The sequence below is a fragment of the Streptomyces sp. NPDC021100 genome, from assembly GCF_044333095.1.
Lineage (GTDB): Bacteria > Actinomycetota > Actinomycetes > Streptomycetales > Streptomycetaceae > Streptomyces.
Map to the genome: position 1 here is coordinate 1 of NZ_JBIRQH010000021.1, position 24827 is coordinate 24827.

At 73.4% G+C, this 24827-nt stretch carries 19 protein-coding genes and 2 pseudogenes; 14 read left to right on the plus strand and 7 right to left on the minus strand.

All coding sequences use genetic code 11. From position 1 onward, the window contains the following. Positions 1-318 precede the first annotated feature (318 nt). The 3 genes from ACH4PU_RS29225 (at position 319) to ACH4PU_RS29235 (ending at position 3172) form a co-directional block, all read left to right on the plus strand. Positions 319-450, plus strand: a complete 132-nt coding sequence (locus ACH4PU_RS29225) for a hypothetical protein (protein WP_398278419.1) — start codon at positions 319-321, stop codon at positions 448-450. Beyond that, on the plus strand, positions 451-1629 hold the full coding sequence (locus ACH4PU_RS29230) for a methyltransferase domain-containing protein (RefSeq protein WP_398278422.1): 1179 nt from the start codon (positions 451-453) through the stop codon (positions 1627-1629). Between the two features lie 106 nt (positions 1630-1735). Beyond that, complete coding sequence (locus ACH4PU_RS29235) at positions 1736-3172, plus strand: S28 family serine protease (protein WP_398278425.1); 1437 nt, start codon at positions 1736-1738, stop codon at positions 3170-3172. Between the two features lie 239 nt (positions 3173-3411). Here ACH4PU_RS29235 and ACH4PU_RS29240 read toward each other — a convergent pair whose 3' ends face one another. Then, positions 3412-4311, minus strand: coding sequence for a LysR family transcriptional regulator (locus tag ACH4PU_RS29240; protein ID WP_398278716.1), 900 nt, complete (start codon positions 4309-4311; stop codon positions 3412-3414). A 111-nt stretch (positions 4312-4422) separates the two neighbouring features. Here ACH4PU_RS29240 and ACH4PU_RS29245 point away from each other — a divergent pair, with 111 nt between their 5' ends. Further along, a complete protein-coding gene (locus tag ACH4PU_RS29245) occupies positions 4423-5352 on the plus strand; it encodes an EamA family transporter (protein WP_398278428.1) in 930 nt (309 codons plus the stop codon). Positions 5353-5386: 34 nt separating this feature from the next. Beyond that, positions 5387-6010 carry a LysE family translocator gene (locus ACH4PU_RS29250; RefSeq protein ID WP_398278431.1) on the plus strand — a complete coding sequence of 208 codons (624 nt, stop codon included), beginning with the start codon at positions 5387-5389 and terminating at the stop codon, positions 6008-6010. 88 nt (positions 6011-6098) lie between these two features. Here ACH4PU_RS29250 and ACH4PU_RS29255 read toward each other — a convergent pair whose 3' ends face one another. Next, the gene (locus tag ACH4PU_RS29255; RefSeq protein WP_398278434.1) at positions 6099-6890 is read right to left on the minus strand and encodes a sugar phosphate isomerase/epimerase family protein; all 792 of its coding nucleotides are present in this window, start codon (positions 6888-6890) and stop codon (positions 6099-6101) included. 259 nt (positions 6891-7149) lie between these two features. Between ACH4PU_RS29255 and ACH4PU_RS29260 the strand changes: the two genes are divergently transcribed. Further along, positions 7150-9372 carry an ATP-dependent RecD-like DNA helicase gene (locus tag ACH4PU_RS29260; RefSeq protein WP_398278437.1) on the plus strand — a complete coding sequence of 741 codons (2223 nt, stop codon included), beginning with the start codon at positions 7150-7152 and terminating at the stop codon, positions 9370-9372. 168 nt (positions 9373-9540) lie between these two features. Continuing rightward, positions 9541-10830: a citrate synthase gene (locus tag ACH4PU_RS29265; RefSeq protein ID WP_185946040.1), complete on the plus strand. Its 1290-nt coding sequence runs from the start codon at positions 9541-9543 to the stop codon at positions 10828-10830. A gap of 652 nt (positions 10831-11482) precedes the next feature. On the opposite strand, the pseudogene ACH4PU_RS29270 reads toward ACH4PU_RS29265, so the two are convergent. The 4 genes and pseudogenes from ACH4PU_RS29270 to ACH4PU_RS29285 form a co-directional block, all read right to left on the minus strand. Beyond that, positions 11483-11762 (minus strand): annotated as a pseudogene (locus ACH4PU_RS29270) (heavy-metal-associated domain-containing protein). 51 nt (positions 11763-11813) lie between these two features. Then, complete coding sequence (locus ACH4PU_RS29275) at positions 11814-12020, minus strand: AlpA family transcriptional regulator (RefSeq protein WP_185946039.1); 207 nt, start codon at positions 12018-12020, stop codon at positions 11814-11816. A 214-nt stretch (positions 12021-12234) separates the two neighbouring features. Continuing rightward, positions 12235-13266 (minus strand): Gfo/Idh/MocA family oxidoreductase, encoded by a 1032-nt coding sequence (locus ACH4PU_RS29280; protein ID WP_398278442.1) that lies wholly within the window; start codon positions 13264-13266, stop codon positions 12235-12237. 46 nt (positions 13267-13312) lie between these two features. Beyond that, on the minus strand, positions 13313-14206 hold the full coding sequence (locus tag ACH4PU_RS29285) for a sugar phosphate isomerase/epimerase family protein (RefSeq protein ID WP_398278445.1): 894 nt from the start codon (positions 14204-14206) through the stop codon (positions 13313-13315). A 172-nt stretch (positions 14207-14378) separates the two neighbouring features. Here ACH4PU_RS29285 and iolC point away from each other — a divergent pair, with 172 nt between their 5' ends. The 5 genes from iolC to ACH4PU_RS29310 all read left to right on the plus strand — a co-directional run bounded on the left by iolC (position 14379) and on the right by ACH4PU_RS29310 (position 21107). Then, positions 14379-15578, plus strand: coding sequence for a 5-dehydro-2-deoxygluconokinase (gene iolC / locus ACH4PU_RS29290; RefSeq protein WP_398278448.1), 1200 nt, complete (start codon positions 14379-14381; stop codon positions 15576-15578). After that, a complete protein-coding gene (locus ACH4PU_RS29295; RefSeq protein WP_398278451.1) occupies positions 15575-16480 on the plus strand; it encodes a deoxyribose-phosphate aldolase in 906 nt (301 codons plus the stop codon). Before iolC ends, ACH4PU_RS29295 begins: the two co-directional genes overlap by 4 nt. A gap of 295 nt (positions 16481-16775) precedes the next feature. After that, positions 16776-17651, plus strand: a complete 876-nt coding sequence (iolB, locus tag ACH4PU_RS29300; RefSeq protein WP_398278454.1) for a 5-deoxy-glucuronate isomerase — start codon at positions 16776-16778, stop codon at positions 17649-17651. After that, positions 17648-19531, plus strand: coding sequence for a 3D-(3,5/4)-trihydroxycyclohexane-1,2-dione acylhydrolase (decyclizing) (gene iolD / locus ACH4PU_RS29305; protein ID WP_398278457.1), 1884 nt, complete (start codon positions 17648-17650; stop codon positions 19529-19531). The genes iolB and iolD overlap by 4 nt, the downstream gene beginning before the upstream one ends. Before the next feature lie 70 nt (positions 19532-19601). Continuing rightward, the gene (locus tag ACH4PU_RS29310) at positions 19602-21107 is read left to right on the plus strand and encodes a CoA-acylating methylmalonate-semialdehyde dehydrogenase (RefSeq protein ID WP_398278460.1); all 1506 of its coding nucleotides are present in this window, start codon (positions 19602-19604) and stop codon (positions 21105-21107) included. Positions 21108-21183: 76 nt separating this feature from the next. Here ACH4PU_RS29310 and ACH4PU_RS29315 read toward each other — a convergent pair whose 3' ends face one another. Then, complete coding sequence (locus ACH4PU_RS29315; protein ID WP_398278462.1) at positions 21184-21873, minus strand: esterase/lipase family protein; 690 nt, start codon at positions 21871-21873, stop codon at positions 21184-21186. Between the two features lie 210 nt (positions 21874-22083). Here ACH4PU_RS29315 and ACH4PU_RS29320 point away from each other — a divergent pair. Next, positions 22084-22497 (plus strand): annotated as a pseudogene (locus ACH4PU_RS29320) (PucR family transcriptional regulator); the annotation flags it as partial. Between the two features lie 122 nt (positions 22498-22619). Continuing rightward, positions 22620-24743 (plus strand): FUSC family protein, encoded by a 2124-nt coding sequence (locus ACH4PU_RS29325; protein WP_398278465.1) that lies wholly within the window; start codon positions 22620-22622, stop codon positions 24741-24743. The last annotated feature ends 84 nt before the right edge of the window (positions 24744-24827 follow it).

Sequence of the window (24827 nt, forward strand, 5' to 3'; positions counted from 1 at the left end):
AACCCACGGTGAGAAAGCCCCGGCCACGAAGTCAGCGACTCAGTGGCGCTCAGGGGAACTCACGGGATGTCGCACAGGAGGTTAAAGAACAAGCTGAGTGCCAGCGGTTGAAGGGCGAGTTCGTTCGGGCGCTCGGTACCGGTGATCGTGCCGAGGGCGAACGGGTGATGACCGTCCGCGGGCTGCACTTGTACACAGCACACTGGGGCCCCTGAGGCACGTAGGCCCCCCGTAGGTTCCCGTCCGGTCGGACGGGTGCGTAACCGTACGAAGGCGTGGGGAGGCACCCCACCCGCACCACTCACCCTAGGAGGAACCGTGCCCTGGTGGCGGACGATGGTCGACGGCAACCCGCAGGACGACAGCGACAGCGGCAACAAGCACGGCGGCGGCGGGTCCGACGAGGGTGGCAACACCAACGACGGCAAGAATCCGGCGGATGGCAGCTGAGTGAGTGCCGACGGAACGGAGGAGGCGGGCCCGCAGGGGCTCGCCTCCGCGCTCACCGCGTCCGGAGCGCTGACGAGCGATTGGTTGCCCGCCTTCGAGGCGGTGCCCCGGCACCTGTTCGTGCCCGACGTCATCTGGCCCGGCCGCGCCGGCATGAACCGGCAGAGCGACCGCGTGGTCCGTGCCGAGGAACCCGGAGCCTGGTGGGCCGCCGTGTACCGGGACGCGCCGATCACCACCCAGTGGGACGAGGGCGCGTACACCGGGCCCGGCAAGGGCAAGGTCCCTTCCAGCTCCAACTCCATGCCCACCATGGTGTTTTCGATGCTCGACGCGCTGGACGCGGAAGAAGGGCACCGGGTGCTGGAGATCGGCACCGGGACCGGTTGGAACGCCGCCCTACTGTCCCACCGCGTCGGCGCCGCGAACGTCGTCACCGTGGAGGTGGACGAGACCAGCGCGCGGGAAGCGCGAGCCCGGCTGCACGCGGCGGGGTACGAGCCACTCACCGTGGTCGGGGACGGAGCCGAGGGATTTCCCGGCCGGGCGCCGTACGACCGGGTGATCGCCACGTGTTCCGTCGGCAGCCTGCCCCGGCCGTGGATCACGCAGGCCAGACCCGGCGGGGTCATCGTCGCTCCGTGGGGGCCCGTCTACGGCGGGGAAGCGGTGGTCCGCCTCACCGTCGCGGGGGACGGGACGGCGTCCGGTCGGTTCGTCGGGTCGTCCGCGTTCATGCGGCTCCGTGCCCAGAGGATCGCGCGGACGCACGTCCGGGAGTACCTCGGGGGCCGGAAGTGGCCGGCGGACGGCGAACGCGGCGTGACGGACCTGTCTCCGGAAGCGGTGGGCGACTGGCACGTGATGTTCGCGATCGGTGTGCAGGTGCCCGGGGCGTTCCCGTGGATGGAGGCGTACGACGACGCCTCTTACACCCTCTGGCTGCGCGACACCGCCGTCACGTCGTGGGCGACGGTGGACTTCGAGCCGGGGAGGCAGGAGTTCGAGGTGTACCAGTCGGGGCCCCGGAAGCTGTGGGAGGAGGTGAGCACGGCCTACCGCTGGTGGGACGCCCAGGGGCGGCCCGGATTCGAGCGGTTCGGGCTGACCGTGGACGCCGGCGGCGAACGCGTGTGGCTGGATGGGCCGGATCGGCCCGTGCCGGTCGTGCGGCCGTAAAGGGCAAGGTCCACGCCATTGTGAACTGTGAGGACAAAGGGTCTGGCGCAACGCATGTCACCCCGGATAAGTTCACCGCGACCTTTGCGAACCCAGGGGAGGGCGCATGCGCAAGGCTCTCAGATCGCTGCTGGCGGCGACGATGCTCATAGGAGCGATCGGCGCCGGCAGCGCCACGGCGGAGGCGGCGAGCACCGTCACCGCCCCTCAGGCCGACATCAAGGACCGCATCCTGAAGATTCCCGGGATGAAGTTCGTCGAGGAGAAGCCCTATCAGGGCTACCGCTACCTCGTGATGACGTACCGGCAGCCGGTGGACCACCGGAACCCCGGCAAGGGGACCTTCGAGCAGCGCTTCACCCTGCTGCACAAGGACACCGACCGGCCGACCGTGTTCTTCACGTCCGGCTACAACGTCTCCACGAACCCGAGCCGCAGCGAGCCCACGCGCATCGTGGACGGCAACCAGGTGTCGATGGAGTACCGGTTCTTCACGCCGTCCCGGCCGCAGCCCGCCGACTGGTCGAAGCTGGACATCTGGCAGGCGGCGAGCGACCAGCACCGCCTGTACCAGGCGCTGAAGCCGGTCTACGGGAAGAACTGGCTGGCCACCGGCGGCAGCAAGGGCGGCATGACGGCCACCTACTTCCGCCGCTTCTACCCGAACGACATGAACGGCACGGTCGCCTACGTCGCGCCCAACGACGTCAACGACAAGGAAGATTCGGCGTACGACAAGTTCTTCCAGAACGTCGGTGACAAGGCCTGCCGCACCCAGCTCAACTCGGTGCAGCGCGAGGCGCTCGTCCGCCGGGACGAGATCGTCGCCCGCTACGAGAAGTGGGCGAAGGAGAACGGCAAGACGTTCAAGGTCGTCGGCAGCGCCGACAAGGCGTACGAGAACGTCGTCCTGGACCTGGTGTGGTCCTTCTGGCAGTACCACCTGCAGAGCGACTGCGCCTCCGTCCCGGCCACCAAGGCGTCCACCGACGAGCTGTACAAGTTCATCGACGACATCTCGGGCTTCGACGGCTACACGGACCAGGGCCTGGAGCGCTTCACCCCGTACTACTACCAGGCGGGCACCCAGCTGGGCGCCCCCACGGTGAAGAACCCGCACCTCAAGGGCGTGCTGCGGTACCCCGGCATCAACCAGCCGCGCTCGTACGTCCCCCGGGACATCCCGATGACCTTCCACCCCGGTGCGATGGCGGACGTCGACCGCTGGGTGCGCGAGGACAGCCGGAACATGCTCTTCGTGTACGGGCAGAACGACCCGTGGAGCGGTGAACCGTTCCGCCTGGGCAAGGGCGCCGAGGCGCGGCACGACTACCGCTTCTACGCCCCGGGCGGCAACCACGGTTCGAACATCGCCCAGTTGGTGGCCGACGAGCGGGCCAAGGCCACGGCCGAGGTCCTGAAGTGGGCCGGCGTGGCGCCCCAGGCCGTCCAGAAGGACGAGAAGGCCGCCAAGCCGCTCGCACCGTTCGACGCCAAGCTGGACCGCGTGAAGAACGAGAAGCAGAGCGCGCTGCGGCCGTAAGGCAGGAGTACGCAGAGCGGCGGGCGTTCCCGGGAAGGGGGCGCCCGCCGTCGCGTTCCGAAGGCCCGCGGTGCCGCCGCCGGTGCATCGGGAGGGCGCGCACAGGCGGCGGCGTGCCGCGGCCGCGGCCGGCGGGAGGGCGGCCGGGCGACGCGGCGTGCGACGGCCCCGGTACCGCGCCGCGAGGACTCGCCGGCGGCACGGCCCTTGGACGGCCCGGCCGGGCACCCGGTTCCGGGCTACTCGCCGGCCGCCGCCGCGCGCAGCAGCCGGACCGTCTCGGTGATCGCGGGACGCCGTGCCGCGCCGGTCCGCCAGTACGCGTACAACCGTCGTACGGGCACCGGGTCGAGGCGCAGCGCCACCACGCCCGTCGGCAGCGCCCCGCGGCCCAGCCGGGGGACGAGGGCGATGCCCAGGCCGGCGTCGACCAGGGCCAGTTGGGTCTGGAACTCGGCGACCTGATGGGCGAGTTCCGGCTCGTGGCCGGTCGCCCGCAGGGTGCGTACCAGCCAGTCGTGGCAGACGGTGCCGGGCGGCTGGCAGATCCAGCGTTCGTGGACCAGGTCCGTCGCCCTGATCACCGCACGGCCGGCCAGCCGGTGGCCGCGGGGGACGATCACGTCGCACCGGTCCTCGCCCAGCGTCGCCCGCTCCATGCCCTCCGGCGCGGGCAGCGGGTTGATGTCCCAGTCATGGGCGACGGCCAGGTCGATGGCCCCCTGCGCGACCAGCCCCACCGACAGGTGCGGGTCCACCTCCGACATCCGGGCGTCCACCGTCGGATGCTCTCGCGCCAGCCGCGCGAGGACGCCCGGCAGCAGGTCCCGGGCGGCCGTGGGGAACGCGGCGACCGCCAGCCGCCCGGTGGGCAGTCCGCGGCGCTCGTCCAGCTCGGTCTCCGCCCGCTCGACCAGCGCCAGCAGCTCCCGCGCGGTGTCCGCGAGCCGTACGGCGGCGTCGGTGAGGACCACGCCCCGGCCGCGCCGCTCCAGCAGGGGCGTCCGGGTCTCCCGCTCCAGCTTGGCGATGGCCTGGGACACGGCGGACGGGGTGTAGCCCAGGGCGATCGCCGCCGCGCTCACCGAGCCGTGGACGGACACGGCGTGCAGGGCGCGCATCCGGGAGAGGTCCAGCACGTTCCCCACCTCCGAAGTCGAAAGCATCGCTCCATGTTGAAGCGTTGCTCCATCCCATAGTGAAGGAAGGTGAACTGGTGCTGCACGGTCCGCGCCCGTGATGCTGATCCCATGCGTCCGCACCACCTCCTCCTCGCCGTCTTCGTCGCCGCCTTGTGGGGCGTCAACTTCGTCGTCATCGACGTCGGACTCGCCCACTTCCCGCCGCTCCTCTTCGGCGCCCTGCGCTTCCTCGCCGCCGCCGTGCCCGCGGTCTTCCTCGTCGGCCGGCCGCCGGTGAAGTGGCGCTGGATCATCGGGGTCGGACTGACGCTGGGCGTGGGCAAGTTCGGGCTGCTGTTCGTCGGCATGCGCGCCGGGATGCCCGCCGGGCTGTCCTCGCTGGTCCTCCAGGCGCAGGCGGTGTTCACCGCCCTCCTCGCCGTCGTCGCGCTGGGCGAACGGCTGCGCGGGGCACGGGCGGTGGGCCTGGCCGTGGCGGTCGCCGGGATCGTGGTCGCGGCGGTCGACGAGGGGCTGTCCGGGCCGTTCCTCGGCTTCGCCCTCGTCATCGCCGCGGCGGCCTTCTGGGGCGTCTCCAACATCCTCACCCGCAAGGCCGCCGCACCGGACGCCTTCCGGTTCATCGTCTGGGTGAGCGCCGTCCCGGTCCTGCCGCTGCTCCTGCTCTCCCTCGCCGTGGAGGGCCCGCACGCCGACGCGGAGGCGCTGCGCTCCCTCGACTGGAGCGGCGCCGGGGCGCTGCTGTTCGTCGCCTGGATCAGCACGGTGCTCGGCTTCGGCCTCTGGGGCCATCTGCTGCGCGCCTACGACGCCTCGGCCGTGGCCCCCTTCTCGCTCCTCGTGCCGGTCTTCGGGATGTCGTCGGCCGCGCTGCTGCTCGACGAGGACGTGAGCCCGCTGGGGTGGTGCGCGGCGGTGCTGCTGGTCGGCGGCATCGCGGTGGCCTCCCTGGCGGGGGCCGGGCGGCCGGCCTTCCGCCGGGTGGTGCGTACGGGCGGGGGCGGACCGGCCGCCGCCCGTACGAGCGTCACCCGGTGACCCCCTGTCCCCCTTACGCGAGAAGGAGTTTCCCGTGGTCACCTGGCACGCGGTGACGGGCATGGCCCTGGTGGCCCTGGGCATGGTACTCACCCCGGGGCCCAACATGATGTACCTGGTGTCCCGTTCGGTGACCCAGGGGCGGCGCGCGGGGCTGATCTCGCTGCTGGGCGTCGCCGCGGGCTTCCTCGTGTACCTGCTGGCCGCGGTCGCCGGGATCGCCGCCCTCTTCGCGCTGGTCCCGGCCGTCTACACGGCGGTGAAGCTCGCCGGCGCCTGCTATCTCGCCTGGCTGGCGTGGCAGGCCCTGCGGCCGGGCGGCACCTCGGCGTTCGACCCCAAACCGCTGCCCCCGGACCCGGCCCGCCGCCTCTTCGCGATGGGCTTCGTCACCAATCTGCTCAACCCGAAGATCGCGATCCTCTACGTCTCGGTGCTGCCGCAGTTCGTCGACCCGGATCGGGGGTCCGTCCCTCTGCAGAGCCTGCTGATCGGGCTCACGCAGGTCACCGTGGCGCTCACCGTCAACGGCCTGATCGCCGTCACGGCCGGATCCGTCGCCTCGTTCCTCGGCCGCCGCCCCCGCTGGCTGCGGGTGCAGCGGTACGTCACGGGGACGGCGCTGGCGGGCATCGCCGTGACGGTGGCGACGGACTGACGTCTCGCCAGAGCCGGAGGCGTCCCGTCAGGACCGAAAGCGTCCCCCCCAGGGCCGAAGACGTCCCGTCGGGACCGAAGACGTCCCCTCAGGGCCGGAGCAGGCCGCTCAGGTACTCCCGTCCCGGCCCGGCGAGCCCCGCGAAGTCCGGCGCCTCCGGGTGCCACAGCTTCTCGTACTCCCAGCACAGCCAGCCGTCCCAGCCGGCCGCGACCAGTTCCGCCACGCACGCGGCGACCGGCACCGCGCCCGTGCCCAGCGGCAGCGGAGCGGTGTCCTCCGCCGAGGCGGCGTCCTTGACCTGGACGTAGCCGAGGTGCGGGGCGAGGGCGGGCAGGGTGACGGCGGGGGGCTCGCCGTTCCGCCAGGTGTGCAGGAGGTCCCAGAGGGCGCCGACGTTCCGGTGCCCGACCGGGCCGAGCACCCGGACCGCGTCCTGGGCGCGGGGGTGCGAGTCGTGGGTCTCCAGAAGCACCCGGACGCCCAGGTCGGCGGCGAGCGGCGCGACCCAGGCCAGCCGGCGCGCGGCCGTGGCCTCCGCCTCCTCCGCCGGCTGCTCCCCGGCGCCCGGGAACACCCGGACGAACGGCGCTCCGAGGTCGGCGGCGAGCCGGACGAGCGCGTCCAGCTCGTCGAACACCGGCTCGTCGGGGCCGGGCCCGGCCACCCGGGCGTACCCGGCCACCCCCGTGATCTCCACCCCGTCCGCCGCGAACCGCCGTACCGCGGCGGCCCGTTCGGCCGGGCCGCTGCCGGGGTGGAGGGGCTCCTCGGGATGGGCGCGGAGCTCGACGCCGTCCCAGCCGTGCGCGGCGGCGAGCCGGGAGACGTCGGGGAGGGGGAGACCGGGGACACCGAGAGTGGAGAAAGCGAGTTTCACAGAGAACCGGCTTCCCCGTGCGTAACGGACTTCCCGCCACTTCGGGTAACGGATCGATAACGCTTCGGAGGGGCCGCAACCTCCCGGGCCCGAGGGCTGTCGTATGTGGCATCCGGCTTCCCGGGGGAGGTATCCGGGGGGATCAAGGGGAAGCCGGCCGGGGGGAAACGAGGGGCTCGGTCAGGGACCGGGCCCCTCGAATCACGCCCGGGGCCGGGGCGGGACGGGCGTTGTCAGACCCCGGCGGTACCGTCACCCCATGGCACAACCGGCAGTGGTCGAAGGGGTGCTCGAACGCATCACCTACGCCAACGAGGAGAACGGCTACACCGTCGCCCGGGTGGACACCGGCCGCGGTGCCGGCGACCTGCTCACCGTCGTCGGCTCGCTCCTCGGCGCCCAGGTGGGCGAGTCGCTGCGGATGGAGGGCCGCTGGGGCTCCCACCCGCAGTACGGCCGCCAGTTCACGGTGGAGAACTACACGACGGTGCTCCCCGCCACCGTCCAGGGCATCCGCCGCTACCTGGGATCCGGCCTGGTCAAAGGCATCGGCCCGGTCTTCGCCGACCGCATCACGCAGCACTTCGGCACGGACACCCTCCGGATCATCGAGGAGGAGATCGGGCGGCTGATCGAGGTCCCGGGCCTCGGCCCCAAGCGGACGAAGAAGATCGCCGACGCCTGGGAGGAGCAGAAGGCCATCAAGGAGGTGATGCTCTTCCTCCAGACCGTCGAGGTCTCCACCTCCATCGCCGTCCGCATCTACAAGAAGTACGGCGACGCCTCCATCTCCGTCGTCCAGAAGGAGCCGTACCGGCTGGCCGCCGACGTGTGGGGCATCGGCTTCCTCACCGCCGACCGGATCGCCCAGTCCGTCGGCATCCCGCACGACAGCCCCGAGCGCGTCAAGGCGGGCCTGCAGTACGCCCTTTCGCAGTCCGCCGACCAGGGGCACTGCTTCCTCCCCGAGGAGCGGCTGATCGCCGACGCGGTGAAGCTCCTCCAGGTGGACACCGGTCTGGTGATCGAGTGCCTGGCCGAACTCGCCGCCGACGAGGAGGGCGTGGTGCGCGAGACGGTGCCGGGGCCGGAGGACGGGCAGCCGGTCACCGCCGTCTACCTCGTCCCCTTCCACCGGGCCGAACTCTCCCTCGCCGGGCAGGTGTCCAGGCTGCTGCGCGCCGAGGACGACCGGCTGGCCGCCTTCGGCGACATCGACTGGGACCGCGCGCTGACCTGGCTCGCCGGCCGGACGGGTGCCGAACTCGCCCCGGAGCAGCGGGAGGCGGTCCGGCTGGCGCTCACCAGCAAGGTCGCCGTCCTCACCGGCGGCCCCGGCTGCGGCAAGTCCTTCACCGTCCGGTCCGTCGTCGAACTCGCCCGCGCCAAACGGGCGAAGGTGGTCCTGGCCGCGCCCACCGGCCGGGCCGCCAAGCGGCTGGCGGAGCTCACCGGGGCCGAGGCGTCCACCGTCCACCGGCTGCTGGAGCTCAAGCCCGGCGGCGACGCCGCGTACGACCGGGACCGGCCGCTCGACGCCGACCTGGTCGTCGTCGACGAGGCGTCCATGCTCGACCTGCTGCTGGCCAACAAGCTGGCCAAGGCCGTGGCCCCGGGCGCCCACCTGCTGCTCGTCGGGGACGTCGACCAGCTCCCGTCGGTGGGCGCCGGCGAGGTGCTGCGCGACCTGCTGGCCCCGGGCAGCCCGGTTCCCGCCGTCCGCCTGACCCGGATCTTCCGGCAGGCGCAGCAGTCGGGCGTGGTCACCAACGCCCACCGCATCAACTCCGGCGTCCCGCCCGTCACCACGGGCCTCGCGGACTTCTTCCTCTTCGCCGAGGAGGACACCGAGGAGGCCGGCCGGCTCACCGTGGACGTGGCCGCCCGCCGCATCCCCGCCAAATTCGGCCTCGACCCGCGCCGGGACGTCCAGGTGCTCGCCCCGATGCACCGCGGCCCGGCCGGCGCCGCCGCCCTCAACGCGCTCCTCCAGCAGGCCGTCACCCCCGCCCGCCCCGACCTGCCCGAGCGCCGCTTCGGCGGGCGCGTCTTCCGGGTCGGCGACAAGGTGACGCAGATCCGCAACAACTACGAGAAGGGGGAGAACGGCGTCTTCAACGGCACGGTCGGCGTGGTCACCGGTCTCGATCCGGTCGAGCAGCGGCTCACCGTCCGCACCGACGAGGACGAGGAGGTCGGCTACGACTTCACGGAACTTGACGAACTCGCCCACGCCTACGCCGTGACGATCCACCGCTCCCAGGGCAGCGAGTACCCGGCGGTGGTGATCCCGGTGACGACGAGCGCCTGGACGATGCTCCAGCGCAACCTTCTCTATACGGCGGTAACCCGGGCAAAACGGCTGGTCGTCCTGGTCGGCTCGCGGCGCGCCCTCGGGCAGGCCGTCCGCACGGTCGGCGCGGGCCGGCGCTGCACCGCTCTCGATCACCGGCTCGCCGTGGGAGGTGGTGTTCGTCTCTGAGCGGTTTACCAATCGGGGCGAAGGGGGCAGGATGGCACGCTGGACGGCACTCAGTGCCGCTCTTGGGCCCTATGGCCGACCCCGAGTGCACGGACCGCGTCCAAATGGGGGAAGGTAGGGGTAGTCAGGGCACCTCGAAGAAGAGGCACAACGTCGGTGAGGGATGACGTGAGCGACAACTCTGTAGTAGTGCGTTACGGGGACGGCGAGTACAGCTACCCGGTGATCGACAGCACCGTCGGTGACAAGGGCTTCGACATCGGCAAGCTGCGCGCCCAGACCGGTCTGGTGACCCTGGACTCCGGTTACGGCAACACGGCGGCCTACAAGTCCGCCATCACCTACCTGGACGGCGAGCAGGGCATCCTGCGCTACCGCGGCTACCCCATCGAGCAGCTGGCCGAGCGCAGCACGTTCCTCGAGACGGCGTACCTGCTGATCAACGGCGAGCTGCCGACCGCCGACGAGCAGTCGCGCTTCCAGGACGAGATCACCCGGCACACCCTGCTGCACGAGGACGTCAAGCGGTTCTACGACGGCTTCCCGCGCGACGCCCACCCGATGGCCATGCTGTCGTCCGTGGTCAGCGCCCTGTCGACGTTCTACCAGGACAGCCACAACCCCTTCGACGAGAAGCAGCGCGATCTCTCCACGATCCGGCTCCTCGCCAAGCTGCCGACGATCGCGGCCTACGCGTACAAGAAGTCCGTCGGCCACCCCGTGGTCTACCCGCGTAACGACCTCGGCTACGTCGAGAACTTCCTGCGCATGACCTTCTCGGTGCCGGCCGCCGAGTACGACCTGGACCCGGTCGTGGTGAGCGCCCTGGACAAGCTGCTCATCCTGCACGCCGACCACGAGCAGAACTGCTCCACCTCGACCGTGCGCCTGGTGGGCTCCTCGCAGGCCAACCTGTTCGCGTCCATCTCCGCGGGCATCAACGCCCTGTGGGGCCCCCTGCACGGCGGTGCCAACCAGGCCGTGCTGGAGATGCTGGAGTCCATCAAGAACTCCGGCGGCGACGTCGACGCCTTCATCCGCAAGGTGAAGAACAAGGAGGACGGCGTCCGCCTGATGGGCTTCGGGCACCGCGTCTACAAGAGCTTCGACCCCCGGGCGAAGATCATCAAGGCCGCGGCGCACGACGTCCTCTCCGCCCTGGGCAAGGACGACGAGCTGCTGGAGATCGCGCTCAAGCTGGAGGAGCACGCGCTCAGCGACGACTACTTCGTCTCGCGCAACCTCTACCCCAACGTGGACTTCTACACCGGTCTCATCTACCGGGCGATGGGCTTCCCGACCGAGATGTTCACCGTGCTCTTCGCGCTCGGCCGGCTGCCCGGCTGGATCGCCCAGTGGCACGAGATGATCAAGGAGCCGGGTTCCCGCATCGGCCGCCCGCGCCAGATCTACACCGGCGTCGTCGAGCGCGACTTCGTGCCCGTCGAGGCCCGCTGACCCGCCCGGGTCGCCCGTACGGCGCCCTCGCCTCCCCTTCGGGGGACGGCGGGGGCGCCGTTCGCGTACGGGGGTCGTATGGGTGCCTACGGGGGGCGTGTCGCACGCCACCGCCTGTCAAGGTGATACCGGCGGTTACCCCTAATAAAAATGATGTACGTAGCACATGTACATGGCAACGCGGACAGTTGTACATGGCATCAATGAAAAGCGCCCCGGCTCCGATCCCCCCACGGGTCGGAGCGGGGCGCTTTCCGCCCCGAAGCGGATTCCCCCCACGGGATCCGCTCGGGAGTCCGAATGCGCGCCGCGCGCTCACCGTTCCCGCGGCGCACCGGGTGCGCCGCCTCTCGGACGCGATCTGCCGGGACAACGTACGGACGGGAGGGCCGCTCAAAGCTCCCCGGGTACGTGTCCCGGCCACGCGTGGCCGGCCCGTCCCCCAAGACGATCCAGCACTGCCTGGTTAGACCAATCCACGCACGGAATGGTTACCCCGGAATTGCTGTGATCTAGGTCTCTTGTTTTCGTGCGGTGTCGGTGGTGGCAAAGGGGACGGAAAAGGGCAAGGGCCCTGAACGGAAATCAGGGCCCTTGCCGTAGTCGTCCTCAAGAGGGGTGTGCTCGAGAGGAGTGTGCTCAAGAGGGCGGATCAGGCGCGGCCGACCAGCTCGTACCCCGCCTCGTCCACGGCGGCCCGGACGGCCTCGTCGTCCAGCGGGCCTTCCGAGACCACGGTGACCCGGCCGGCGGACGCCTCGGCCTTGACGGAGGTCACCCCGTCGAGCGCGGAGAGCTCGCTGCCGACCGCGCTCTCGCAGTGGCCGCAGGTCATGCCGGTCACCTGGTAGACGGTGGTGGTCCCGGCGGTCGTTCCGTGCGTCATGCTGTGCTCCTCGGTGAAGTGGACCGGTTGGCGACTGCGCCGCCATCGTACCCCCCCGGGGTATAGCACCAGGCTTCGGGACGGGCTCCGGGGCGCTTCATCCCCGGCGCGCCCGCCGGGCCCGGTTGCCGGGGCGTTCGGCGACCCACAGCCGGATGGTGTCGGCGAACCAGTACGGCTTCCCGTCCTCGGTGAGGTCGGGCGACGGCAGCAGACCGTGCTTGCGGTAGGACCGCACCGTATCGGTCTGCACCCCGATGTGTGCGGCGATCTCTTTGTAGGACCAGAGTCGACGGTCGGTCATCTCTCGCGCCTCTCCCATGCGCCGCGGCCACGGAGGGGGTTCCGTCGGGGGGTCCGCGACGCTGCCGTTCTCGATCACGCAGCCTTGCCCGGGGAGCGGCCCGGGCGAGCCGGGCGGGCAGGGCTGTGGAACGACTGTGGAGGAAGACTGACCGGGTCGTGACGCTCGTAACCCGGTGGCGACGTGGCGTTCGGGCGGCAGCGCGCCCGTACGGTCAGCCGAGCCCGGCCGCCGCGGCCGGCTCGGCCGGTCCCACCGGCCGGTTCTCCCGGCGGGACAGCTCGCACGCCTCGGCGATCAGCAGGGCGTTCAGGCCCTCACGGCCGGGGCACGGGCTGTCCAGCGCGCCGCGCACGGCGCGCACGAAGGCGTCCAGCTCGGCGCGGTACGCGCTCTCGAAGCGTTCGAGGAACCCGGGCCAGGGGCGCTCCGGGGCCCCCGGCCCGGCCGGCTCGGCGGAGGTGAGCGGCGTCCGGGCGTCCAGGCCCACCGCCCACTGGTCGCGGTCCCCGCACAGCTCCGTACGGACGTCGTAGCCCGCGCCGTTGTAGCGGGTGGCCGTGGCCGACACCAGCGTGCCGTCGTCCAGGGTGAGCAGCGCGCAGGCGGTGTCCACGTCGCCGTGCTCCCGGAAGGCCGGCGCGCCCGCGTCCGAGCCCCGGGCGTACACCTCGGTCACCTCCCGTCCCGTCAGCCACCGGACGGTGTCGAAGTCGTGCACCATGCAGTCGCGGAAGAGGCCGCCGGAGAGGGGGAGGAACTCCGCCGGCGGCGGCGCGGGGTCGGACGTCACGGCCCGGATGGTGTGCACCCGGCCGAGGCGGCCGGCGCGCAGCGCCTCGCGGGCGGCGCGGTAGCCGGCGTCGAAGCGGCGCTGGAAGCCGATCTGGAGCAGAGTGCCCGCTCGTTCGGCCTCGGCCAGGGCGCGGGCCGTGCCCGGGAGGTCGACGGCGATCGGCTTCTCGCAGAAGGCGGGGAGGCCGGCGCGGGCGGCGCGGGTGATGAGGTCGGCGTGGGCGGCCGTGGCCGTGGCGATGACGACGGCGTCGACGCCGCCCGCCGTGAACGCCTCCTCCGGTGAGTCGAGCGCTTTCGCCCCGACTCGTGCGGCGAGGGCGGCGGCGCGGGACGGGTCGGCGTCGGCGATCAGGAGGTCGGTGACGCCTTCGAGGTGGTGGGCGAGGGTGGTGGCGTGGAAGGCGCCGATGCGGCCTGCGCCCAGGAGGGCGATGCGGAGGTTTCTCATGGGGTGGTCCTTATGGGGGAGGGACCGGGGCTCAAACACCGCGGCGCTACGCGCCGCACGAGCGCAGGAATGCGCGTGTCCGCCGTGCGATCGGCAACGGCGCGTCCGGCGGGCACGGATACATGTCCTGCTCGACGATGGCGAACAGGTCGACGCCGAGCCGGGAAGCCGCGGCCAGGACGGGCGGCAGCGCCGGCACCCCGCGAGGGGGCTCGCACATCACCCCCTGCCGCACCGCCGGCCCGAACGCCGTCCCCCGCGCGACGACGTCGGCGAGCACGCCGGGATCCACCTGCTTCAGGTGGAGGTAGCCGATCCGCTCCCCGTACGTCTCGATGAGCCGGACGCTGTCGCCGCCGCAGTACGCGTAGTGCCCGGTGTCCAGGCACAGCCGCACCAGTTCCGGGTCGGTCGCGTCGAGGAAGCGGGCGACGTGCTCCTCGGTGTCGATGTGCGTGTCGGCGTGCGGATGGACGACGATCTCCAGCCCGTACGCGTCGCGGACCTCGCGGGCGAGCCGTTCCGTGCCGGCGGCCAGCAGGCGCCACTGCTCGGGCGTCAGTTCGGGATCCTCCAGGCGTTCGGCGGTGCGGTCGTCGCGCCAGAAGGACGGGATGACGACGAGGTGGCGGGCGCCGGTGTCGCGGGCCAGGGCGGCGACCCGGGAAACCTGCTCCCACGTCGCGTCCCAGACGGCCGGGCCGCGGTGCAGGGCGGTGAAGACCGTCCCGGCCGAGACGCTCAGGCCGCGCCGGGCGGTCTCGTCGCGCAGCCGGGCCGGGTCGGTGGGGAGGTAGCCGTACGGGCCGAGCTCGATCCAGCGGTAGCCCGCGTCGGCGACCTCGTCCAGGAAGCGCCGCCAGGGCACCTGCGCGGGATCGTCGGCGAACCAGACGCCCCAGGAGTCGGGCGCCGAACCGACGCGGATCCGGTCGAGCATGCGGCTCTCCTCCCAGCGGGCGGTGGGGATGTCCGTAGCTTCCTGGGCCGGTGAGGGGGTGTCAAGGCTTCGACAGGACATACGGACGTAACGTCAAGGCGCCCGCGCAGGACGTCAATATGTAAGGACAAATCCTTGACAGTGTTCGGCGGCCCCGGTTACACCTGACCCCATGAGCGAGCCGGACGGACCGCAGATCCCCCAGGCCCATGACCTGATCGCCATGGGCCGGCTCGGCGTGGACCTCTATCCGCTCCGGGCCGGCGTTCCGCTGGCGGAGGTGGACGCCTTCGGGAAGTTCCTCGGCGGCTCGGCGGCCAACGTGGCCGTCGCCGCCGCCCGGCTGGGCCGCCGTACGGCCCTGATCAGCCGTACCGGCGCCGATCCCTTCGGCGCCTACCTGCACACCGAACTCCGCGGCTTCGGCGTCGACGACCGTTGGGTGACACCCGTCCCCGCCTACCCGACCCCCCTCACCTTCTGCGAGATCTTCCCGCCCGACGACTTCCCGCTGTACTTCTACCGCCGGCCCAAGGCGCCCGACCTGGAGATCCGGCCCGAGGAGCTGGACCTGGCGGCGGTCCGCGCCGCCCGGATCCTCTGGGTCACCGGAACGGGCCTGTGCGAGGAGCCCAGCCGGTCCGCCACCCTCGCCGCGCTCGCGGCCCGCGAGCGGCGCGGCCACACCGTCTTCGACCTCGACTGGCGGCCGCTGTTCTGGGGCGGCGAAGGCGGCGCCTCCGGCGCGGGCGGCCGGACGGGCGCCGCCGCGGCCGCCGCCGCGCGCCCGCACTACGCGGCGGCCCTGCGGCACGCGACCGTCGCGGTCGGCAACCTCGACGAGTGCGAGGTCGCCACCGGCGAACGCGAATCCGAGGCCGCCGCGCGGGCGTTGCTCGCCGCGGGCGCCGAACTCGCCGTCGTGAAGCGGGGGCCCGACGGCGTCCTCGCCCTGCACCGCGACGGCACCCGCGCCGAGGTGCCGCCCGTCCCGGTCGAGGTCCTCAACGGCCTCGGCGCGGGCGACGCGTTCGGCGGCGCCCTCTGCCACGGCCTCCTCTCCGGCCGCCCCCTGCCGGACGTCCTCCGCTTCGCCAACGCGGCCGGCGCCCTCGTCGCCTCCCGGCTCGCCTGCTCGTCGGCGATGCCGCGGCCGGAGGAGGTGGAGGAGTTGCTGGCGGCGGCCGCCGGGGGCGGGGTGGCGGGTCCGGAGGCCGCCCGGTCCCCGGTTCCCCGGGCCGGGGCTTCCCGCGCCGAACCGCCCGGACCCGCGGGATCCCGGGACGAGGCCCCTCTTCCCGAGGCCCCTCGCTCCCACGCCCGCCTCCCCGACGCTCCCCGGCCCGCCCCGCGAGGGGACGAACGGCCGTGACCCCGCGCGTGCGCATCTCCGACCTCACCACCGTGCGCAGCCGCCACCCCGAGGCCATCGCCGAAGCCGCCGCGCGCCGCCCGCGCCGCCCGTTGCTCGGGCCGTCCGGCCGGCTGCTGGTCGTCGCCGCCGACCACACCGCGCGCGGTGCCCTCTCCGTCGGCGGCCGCCGCCTCGCCATGGCCGACCGCGCCGATCTGCTGGAACGTCTCTGCGTCGCGCTCTCCCGGCCGGGTGTGGACGGCGTGCTCGCCAGCTCCGACATCCTCGACGACCTGCTGTTGCTCGGCGCCCTGGACGGCAAGGTCGTCATGGGGTCCATGAACCGCGGCGGCCTCTTCGGCGCCTCCTTCGAACTCGACGACCGTTTCACCGGTCCGAGCGCCGAGGACCTCGCCCAACGCGGCTTCGACGCCGGGAAGCTGCTGCTCCGCATCGACCCGGACGACCCCGGCTCGCTGCGCACCCTGGAGTCCGCCGCCCGGGCCGTCGACGCCATGGCCGCGCACCGGCTGCCGGTCTTCGTCGAACCGTTCCTGTGCCGCCGCGACGCCGGCGGCCCGCTCCGCGCCGACCTCACCGCCGAGGCCGTCACCACCTCCCTCACCATCGCCTCCGGCCTCGGCGCCACCTCCGCCTACACCTGGCTCAAGGTCCCCGTCACCGACGACGCCGACGCCATGGCGCACGTGCTGCGGGCCACCACCCTCCCCGTCGTCCTCCTCGGCGGCGACGCGGGCGCCCGCCCCGACGACGCCGAGCGGGCGTACGAACGGTGGGGCGCGGTGCTCGCGTTGCCGGGGGTACGGGGGATGGTGGCGGGACGGGCGCTGCTCTATCCGCCGGACGGTGATGTGGCGGGGGCGGTGGACCGGGTGGCGAGGCTGGTCGGATGCGGGTGAGGAGGGTGCGGGGGCAGAGCCCAGCTTGTCCGGCGATTGAGACAACCGCGCGGTTGCGGGGGTGCGGGGGCGCAGCCCCTGCACGAAACGGTGGATGGGGGTGCCCCCTCCGGGGGAGGGGCAGGGGCGAACCCACGCGCCCGGCGTCCCACGCGTTCCCCTCCGCGGCCAGGGGAAGGGAGGGGAAGGAGAGAAGGGAGGCCGGGAGCGCCCGGGCCTGCCTCGGTCCGCCCTCTCCCGTCCCCGGCCCCGCGTCCCCAGACCCCCGCCTCCGACCCCGCAGGAGCCCGCGCCCATGACCCACCTCCCCGCCGGCAGCGCCGCCCGCGGCCCCTACTGCCTGGACGTCGATCCCGCCCGCGCCGGCTGGGACCGCTCCTCGCTGCGGATCCTCACCCTCCCGCCCGGCGGCGCCCACGCCTTCGCCACCGCCGACAGCGAGTGGGTCGTGCTGCCGCTCACGGGCGGCTGTACGGTCCGCGTCCTCGACGGGGGGACGTTCACGCTGCGCGGGCGGGACAGTGTGTTCACCGCCGTCACCGACTTCGCGTACGTCCCGCGGGACGCGCGCGTCACCGTCACGGCGCCCGCCGGCGGGCGGTTCGCGCTCGCCGGGGCGCGGTGCGAGCACCGCTTCCCGGCCCGGTACGGGCCCGCCCCGGCCGTTCCCGTCGAACTGCGCGGCGCGGGCGGCTGTTCGCGGCAGGTCAACAACTTCGCGGCGGCGGAGGTGTTCGCCTGCGACCGGCTGATCGCCGTCGAGGTCCTCACCCCCGGCGGCAACTGGTCCTCGTACCCGCCGCACAAGCACGACGAGGACCGGCCGGGGGAGGAGTCCCGGCTGGAGGAGATCTACTACTTCGAGATCGCCCCGGGCCCCGGCGGCGAACCCGGTCTCGGCTACCAGCGGGTGTCGCCCTCCCGCACCGGGGGAACCGATGTCCTCGCGGAGGTCCGCACCGGCGACGCGGTGCTGATCCCCGACGGCTGGCACGGCCCGTCCGTCGCCGCGCCCGGCCACCCGATGTACTACCTCAACGTCATGGCGGGTCCCGGCCCCCGGGAGTGGCTGATCCGCGACCATCCCGACCACGCCTGGATCCGCGCCACCTGGCCCCGGCAGCCGGCCGACCCCCGGTTGCCGTTCTACCCGGCGGGAGACGCCCGATGAAGACTTCAGGGACCCGACGGCTGACCGTCGCCCAAGCCCTCGTGGAGTTCCTGGCCCACCAGTACACCGAACGGGACGGCGCGCGCCGCCGCCTGATCGCCGCCTGCTGGGGCATCTTCGGGCACGGCAACGTCGCCGGCGTCGGGCAGGCGCTGCTGGAGACCGGCCGCGACCGCATGCCGTTCCACCAGGGGCGCAACGAACAGGCCATGGTCCACGCGGCCGTCGGGTACGCCCGGACCGCCGACCGGCTGTCCACGCACGCCGTCACCACCTCCATCGGCCCCGGCGCCACCAACCTCGTCACCGGCGCCGCCCTCGCCACCGTCAACCACCTGCCCGTCCTGCTGCTCCCCGGCGACACGTTCGCGACCCGCCCGGCCGATCCCGTCCTCCAGCAGCTCGAACACCCGGGTGCCGGGGACGTGTCCGTCAACGACTGCCTGCGGCCGGTGTCGCGGTGGTTCGACCGGATCACCCGCCCGGAGGCGCTCGTTCCGGCCGCGCTCCAGGCGATGCGCGTCCTCGCTGACCCGGTGGAGACGGGCGCCGTGACCCTCGCCCTGCCGCAGGACGTGCAGGCGGAGGCGTACGACTGGCCGGAGGAGTTCTTCGCCGACCGCGTCTGGCACGTCCGCCGCCCGGCCCCCGACCCGGCGGCCGTGGCCGAGGCGGCGGCCGTCGTCCGGTCGGCCCGCCGGCCGCTGCTGGTCTGCGGCGGCGGGGTCCGGCACAGCGGCGCGGAGGCGGCGCTGCGCTCGCTCTCCGAGGCCACCGGCATCCCGATGGCCTTCACCCAGTCCGGCAAGGGCGCCGTGCACCACGCGACGCCCACCGACGTCGGCGGGATCGGGCACACGGGTACGGCCGTCGCCGACGCGCTGGCCCGGACGGCGGACGTGGTCGTCGGCGTCGGCACCCGCTACACGGACTTCACCACCGCCTCGTCCACCCTCTTCGCCGCCCCCGGCGTCCGCTTCGTCAACCTCAACCTCTCCTCCGCCGACGCCCACAAGCTCGCCGGCCTCGCCGTGGCCGCCGACGCGCGGGCCGGGCTGGAGGCGCTGGCCGGGGAGTTGGACGGATACCGGGTGCCGGAGGAGTACGCACGGGAGTACGCCGGGGGGAGGGAGGCATGGGACCGGGCGGTGGAACGGGCCTTCGCGCCGCACCCCGACCCGTCCGCCCGTCCGACGCAGGCGCAGGTCCTCGGCGCGCTCGACCGGATCGCCGACGGGTCCGACGTGCTCGTCAACGCGGCCGGCTCGCTCCCCGGCGACCTGCACAAGCTGTGGCGCTCGCGCGGCGGCGACTACCACGTCGAGTACGGCTACTCCTGCATGGGCTACGAGATCCCGGCCGCGATCGGCGTCCGGCTGGCGGGCCGCGGCCCGGTGTGGGCGCTGGTGGGCGACGGCACGTACCTGATGATGCCGACGGAGCTGGTGACGGCGGTGCAGGAGGGGCTGGACATCAAGGTGGTGATCCTCCAGAACCACGGCTACGCGTCGATCGGGGGCCTGTCGGAGGCGGTGGGTGCCGAGGGGTTCGGCACGGCGTACCGGCGGCTGGCGCCCGACGGCACGTACACCGGCGAACCGCTCCCGGTGGACCTCGCCGCCAACGCCGCCTCCCTCGGCCTGGACGTCCTCCGCGTCCGGACCGCCGGCGAGCTGCCGGAGGCGCTGGCGGCGGCGCGGGCGGCGACGCGGCCCACATGTGTCCACGTGGAGACCGCGACGCCCGACAGTGTGCCGGGCGCGCCGCCCGCCCAGGCGTGGTGGGATGTGCCCGTCGCCCGCACCGCGACCCGCCCGGCCGCCGTTCGGGCCCTGGAGGAGTACGAGCGGGGGGCCGCGGGGCGCCGCCGCCATCTGTGAGGCGCGTGCGCGGGAGGCTGTTCGCAGGCCCCGTCGAGGAACGCCCGAAGACGAAGAAGGGGACGTGGAGATGACGTCGGAAACGAAGACCGTCGGCCACTGGATCGGCGGCCGGGCCGTCGAGGGCGCGTCGGGCGCGTACGGGCCGGTCACCGACCCGGCGACGGGCGAGGTGACCACCCGGGTGGCGCTGGCGTCGGCGGAGGAGGTGGACGCCGCGGTGGCGGCGGCGAAGGACGCGTACGCCTCGTGGGGGACGTCCTCGCTCGCCACCCGCACGTCCGTCCTCTTCGCCTACCGCGCGCTGCTCGACGCGCGCCGCGAGGACCTGGCCCGGCTGATCACCGCCGAGCACGGCAAGGTGCACGCCGACGCGCTGGGCGAGGTCGCGCGCGGCCTGGAGATCGTGGAACTGGCCTGCGGCATCACCACCCAGCTCAAGGGCGAGCTGTCCACGCAGGTGTCCAGCCGGGTGGACGTCGCGGCGATCCGGCAGCCGCTGGGGGTGGTGGCGGGCATCACGCCGTTCAACTTCCCGGCGATGGTGCCGATGTGGATGTTCCCGCTGGCGATCGCGTGCGGGAACACGTTCGTGCTCAAGCCGAGCGAGAAGGACCCGTCGGCGGCCCTGCTGCTGGCGGAACTGGCCGCGGAGGCGGGGCTCCCGGAGGGTGTCCTCAACGTCGTCAACGGCGACCGGGTGGCGGTGGAGCGGCTGCTGGAGCACCCGGACGTCGCCGCCGTCTCGTTCGTCGGCTCGACCCCGATCGCCCGGCACATCCACGCCACCGCCTCCGCGCACGGCAAGCGCGTCCAGGCGCTCGGCGGTGCCAAGAACCACATGCTCGTCCTGCCCGACGCCGACCTGGACGCCGCCGCGGACGCCGCCGTGTCGGCCGCGTACGGCTCGGCGGGGGAGCGCTGCATGGCCGTCTCGGCCGTGGTGGCGGTCGGCGACACGGGCGACGCGCTGGTCGCGAAGATCCGCGACCGCGCCGAGAAGATCAAGATCGGGCCGGGTTCCGACCCGACGTCCGAGATGGGCCCGCTGATCACCGCCGAGCACCGCGACCGCGTCGCCTCGTACGTGACGGGCGCGGCGGCGCAGGGCGCGGAGGTCGTCCTCGACGGCACCGGCTTCACGGTCGAGGGGTACGAGAAGGGCCACTGGATCGGCCTGTCGCTGCTCGACAAGGTGTCGCCGGAGTCGGACGCCTACCGCGACGAGATCTTCGGCCCGGTGCTGTGCGTGCTGCGCGCGGAGACGTACGAGGAGGGGGTGGCCCTGATCAACGCCTCCCCCTGGGGCAACGGCACCGCCGTCTTCACCCGCGACGGCGGCGCGGCCCGCCGCTTCCAGCTGGAGGTGCAGGCGGGGATGGTGGGCGTGAACGTGCCGATCCCCGTGCCGGTGGGCTACCACTCGTTCGGCGGCTGGAAGGACTCCCTGTTCGGGGACCACCACATTTACGGGAACGACGGCGTCCACTTCTACACGCGGGGCAAGGTCGTGACGACGCGCTGGCCGGACCCGGAGGACGGCGGGGTGGACCTGGGGTTCCCCAGCCACAAGTAGGACGAGGCGCTCGCTTTCCGGAGGCCGGTTCCCGTGGGGTCCGTGCGGGACCGGCCCCGGAGCACGGCGCGTGGTCTCACTCCCCCTTCGTGAAGGCGACCACCTGGGACAGCACCCCGCCGTCCGTGAGGAACGCGACGTGGTTGACGCAGGGGACCAGCGTGTTGTCCGCGCCCTTCAGCCGGGTGCTGAAGAACGGACTGATGACGCCGTCACAGGGCGAGTACCAGGTCCGGTACCGGGTGTCGCCGGGCGTCTCGTCGCCGGAGGCCAGTCTCTTGAGGAAGGCCGAACCGGGTTTCATCTCCGCGCAGGACGGCGACATGACGGTGCACAGCGTCGCGACGTCCGTGCCGTGGTGGGCGCCGGCGAGCGAGGCCAGGTGCCCGACGCTCGTCGAGCCGCCGAGCTCCTTGACGTACCACATGGAGACCATGCCGCCCATGGAGTGGTTCACGATGTCGACCTTCGGCGCCCCGGTGTCCTTCTTCACCTTCTCGACGAAGGCGGCCAGGCCGCGGGCGCTGGTCTCGTTGGACGTGTTGTAGTCGTAGACGAAGCCGAAGAGCTCGTCGCTCCGGTAGCCGTTGGCGAGGAACGCGGCCTTCGCGGGGGCCCAGACGGGGTCCGACCCCAGGTAGCCGTGGACGAAGACGACCGGCGCCCGGTGCGCGGCCGGCTGGACGGCGGTGGCCGCGCCACCGGCCGCGAGGGAAGCGGCCGCGGTGGCCGCCGCGACGAAGGTGCCGACGATGCTGCGCTTCATGTGCGTACCTCCGAGGGTGGGACCGGCGCCGGGAGCGGCGGGTGCCGACGGCGGCCGGGGACGTCCGACTGCGGGGAGCATGCGGTCATGGTGGGTGTCCGCGCATCGGTGGAACCACCGGTGTTCCGACGGGTTGTCGCCACGGACAAAGCGTGCCGCCGCGGAACCGGACGGCCGGACAACAGCGGTCCACGGGCGCGTCGCCCGCCCCGGGACACCCCGCAGGCCCTGCGGTACGCGCGGCTGGCGCTGGCCGCGCTGCCCAGGGCCGGGGCCGGGGTCGTCCACTTCGACGACGATCCGCTCGCGATGCTGGTCGCGGCGGCGCCGGCGGAGGCCGGGCACATCGCGAGGACCGTGTTCGACGAGGTGCTGGCCCTGCCGGCGGACGAGCGCGAGCGGCTCCTCGACACGCTGGAGCGGTGGTTCGCGGCGGGCGGGTCGGCGGCGGAGACCGGGCGCCGGCTGTACTGCCACCCGAACACGGTGCGCTACCGGCTGCGCAGGCTGGAGGAGCTGACCGGCCGGTCGCTGCAGGATCCGCGCGCGGTCGTCGACTTGGGCGCCGCGCTGCGGGCCCTGCGGGTGCTGCCGGAGGAGGCGCTGGGCGGCGGGGGGAGCTGAGGGCGGTTCGGGGGCTGGGGGTGCCAAGGCTGCCATGGGCATCACCGCTCGTCGGCGGGGGAGCGGACGCACCCCCGGAACCCGCCCTTCCGAATTCTCCGCCGGAACGTAAGCTCAAGATCATGCCCTGGTTGAGCGCCCTCAAGGACACGGCCCGCGCCGGCCTGACGATCGAGCGGGCGGCCCCGGAACCCCTCCTGGCCGTCCGCAGCACGGCGGGTGTGGCGATCGTCATGGCCCTCATGCTCACCTTCGGCAGCCCCGCTCTCGCCGTCTCCTCCGCGTTCGGCGCCTTCGCCGCCGGCCTCGCGACGTTCCAGCGGAGCTGGCGGCCGCGGCCGGTGCTGGCGCTGGGGGTGGCGGTCGGGCTGGCCGCCAGCACGTTCCTGGGTTACCTGGCGGCCTACAGCCACGTCCTGTTCCTCCTGCTGCTGGCCGCCTGGACGCTGCTGGCGGGGATGGCGTGGGCGGTCGGGCCGGTGTCGGGGCTGGTGGCCACGCAGACGGTCGCGGTGATGCTGATCACCGTCACCCTGCCGACGTCCGTCGCCGGGGCGGCCGAGCACGCCGGGCTGATCGCGGTCGGCGGCCTGGTGCAGGCGCTGCTCATCGTGGTGTTCCCGATCAGACCGTGGGGGCGGCAACGGGACGCGCTCGCCGACGCGCTGGCCGCCGAGGCGGACTACGCGCGCCGGCTGCGGCACGACCCGGTGGCGCACTTCGATCCGCAGCCGCTGATGGAGGCGCGCAGCGCCGCTGCGGTCACACCCCGTCAGGCCCGGAACCGCCCGCGCCAGCTCGGCGGCCCGCGCGGGCTCGCGGAACGACTCCGTCCGGTGCTGGCGGCGCTCGCCGACCCGGTCGTCGGCGCGCCGCCCGAGGGCCCGGAACGCGACCGCGTCCGCGACCTGCTGGGCGCCGCCGCGACCGTCCTCGACGCGGTCGCCCGCTCGGTCCGCCGGGGCGGCCCGGTCCGGCTGCCGCCCGAGGCGCTGGACGTGCTCCGGGTGCCGGAGTCCGGCCCGATGCTCACGGGCGCGGCGCGCCGTTCCGCGTACCGGCTGATCGCCCTGCTCGGCGACGCGGTCGAGGGCAGCGACGAGCCGGTCCGGCAGGCGCGCCGCGCGACGGACACCCCGCCCGCGGACCGCCCGACGGAGCCGTACCGCCACCTCCTCCGCCCGACCGTCCAGCGGCTGATCCCGCTCGCCGTCCGGGCGGTACGGCGGGAGGCGCGCTGGTCGTCGCCGATCGGCCGGCACGCGGTCCGCCTGTCGGCGGTGGCGAGCGTCGGGTACGTCCTGGGCACGGCGCTGCCGTGGGGGCACGGCTACTGGGCCCCCATGGCCTCCGTGATGATCATGCGCCCGGACTTCGCGCAGACGTACTCGCGGGGCGTGGCCCGCTTCGTCGGCACCGTGGTCGGCGTCCTGGCGGGCGCGGCCGTCACGGCTCTGCTCCACCCCGGCGTGTACGTGTGCGCGGGACTGGCGGTGGTCTGCGTCGGCCTGCTGTACCTGTTCACGGGGACGGGGTACATCGTCGCGTCGGCGTGTGTCGGCGGGTATGTGGTGTTCCTGCTGGGGGTGGTGGGGGAGGGGTGGTCGCAGACGGTCCAGGCGCGCGTGGCCCTGACGCTGCTGGGCGGGCTGCTGGCGCTGGCGGCGTACGCCCTGTTCCCCGTCTGGGAGACCCGCCGCCTCCGCGACCGCCTCGCCGAATGGCTGCGCGCCAACGGCGAGTACACCCTCGCCGTCCTCACCGCCCACGCGGAACCGGCCGGCCGCAGCCCCCGCCACGTCCGCGAGGCCCTGCTCGACGCGCGCGCGGCGAGGCGCGAATGGGAGGACACGGCCGAACGCGCCCAAAAAGAACCCGTCCGCCACCGCGGCCTCTCCCGCAGCGCCGAACGCGCGGCGGAATCCGCCCTGGCGACGATGGGCCGCGTCACCATGCTCATGGAAGCCCACCTGCCGGAGCCCGACGCTCCGCCGTCCCCGGGGGCGGCCGCTTTCGCGACGACACTGCGCGAACTGCTCCCGGACGCGGTGGAGGCCCTGCGCGAACGCCGGCCCCTGGACTGGACGCCGCTGAGGCTGCGGGCGGCGGCTTGGGCCGCGGCGGAGGGGGACACGGGGGTGACGGTGCGGGGCGCGGAGCTTCTGACGGATGCCCTGGACGAGTTGGCGGCGGCGCTGTCGCCGGGGCCTGGGGGGAGGAACCGGGCGGCTCGGAGGGTGGGGTGAGGGGGCCTTTCGGGCTCGCCGGCGACGAGACGCCGGCCGGCCGCTCCTTCGGGCACCCTTCGCGGGGCTCTCCCGGCCGACCTC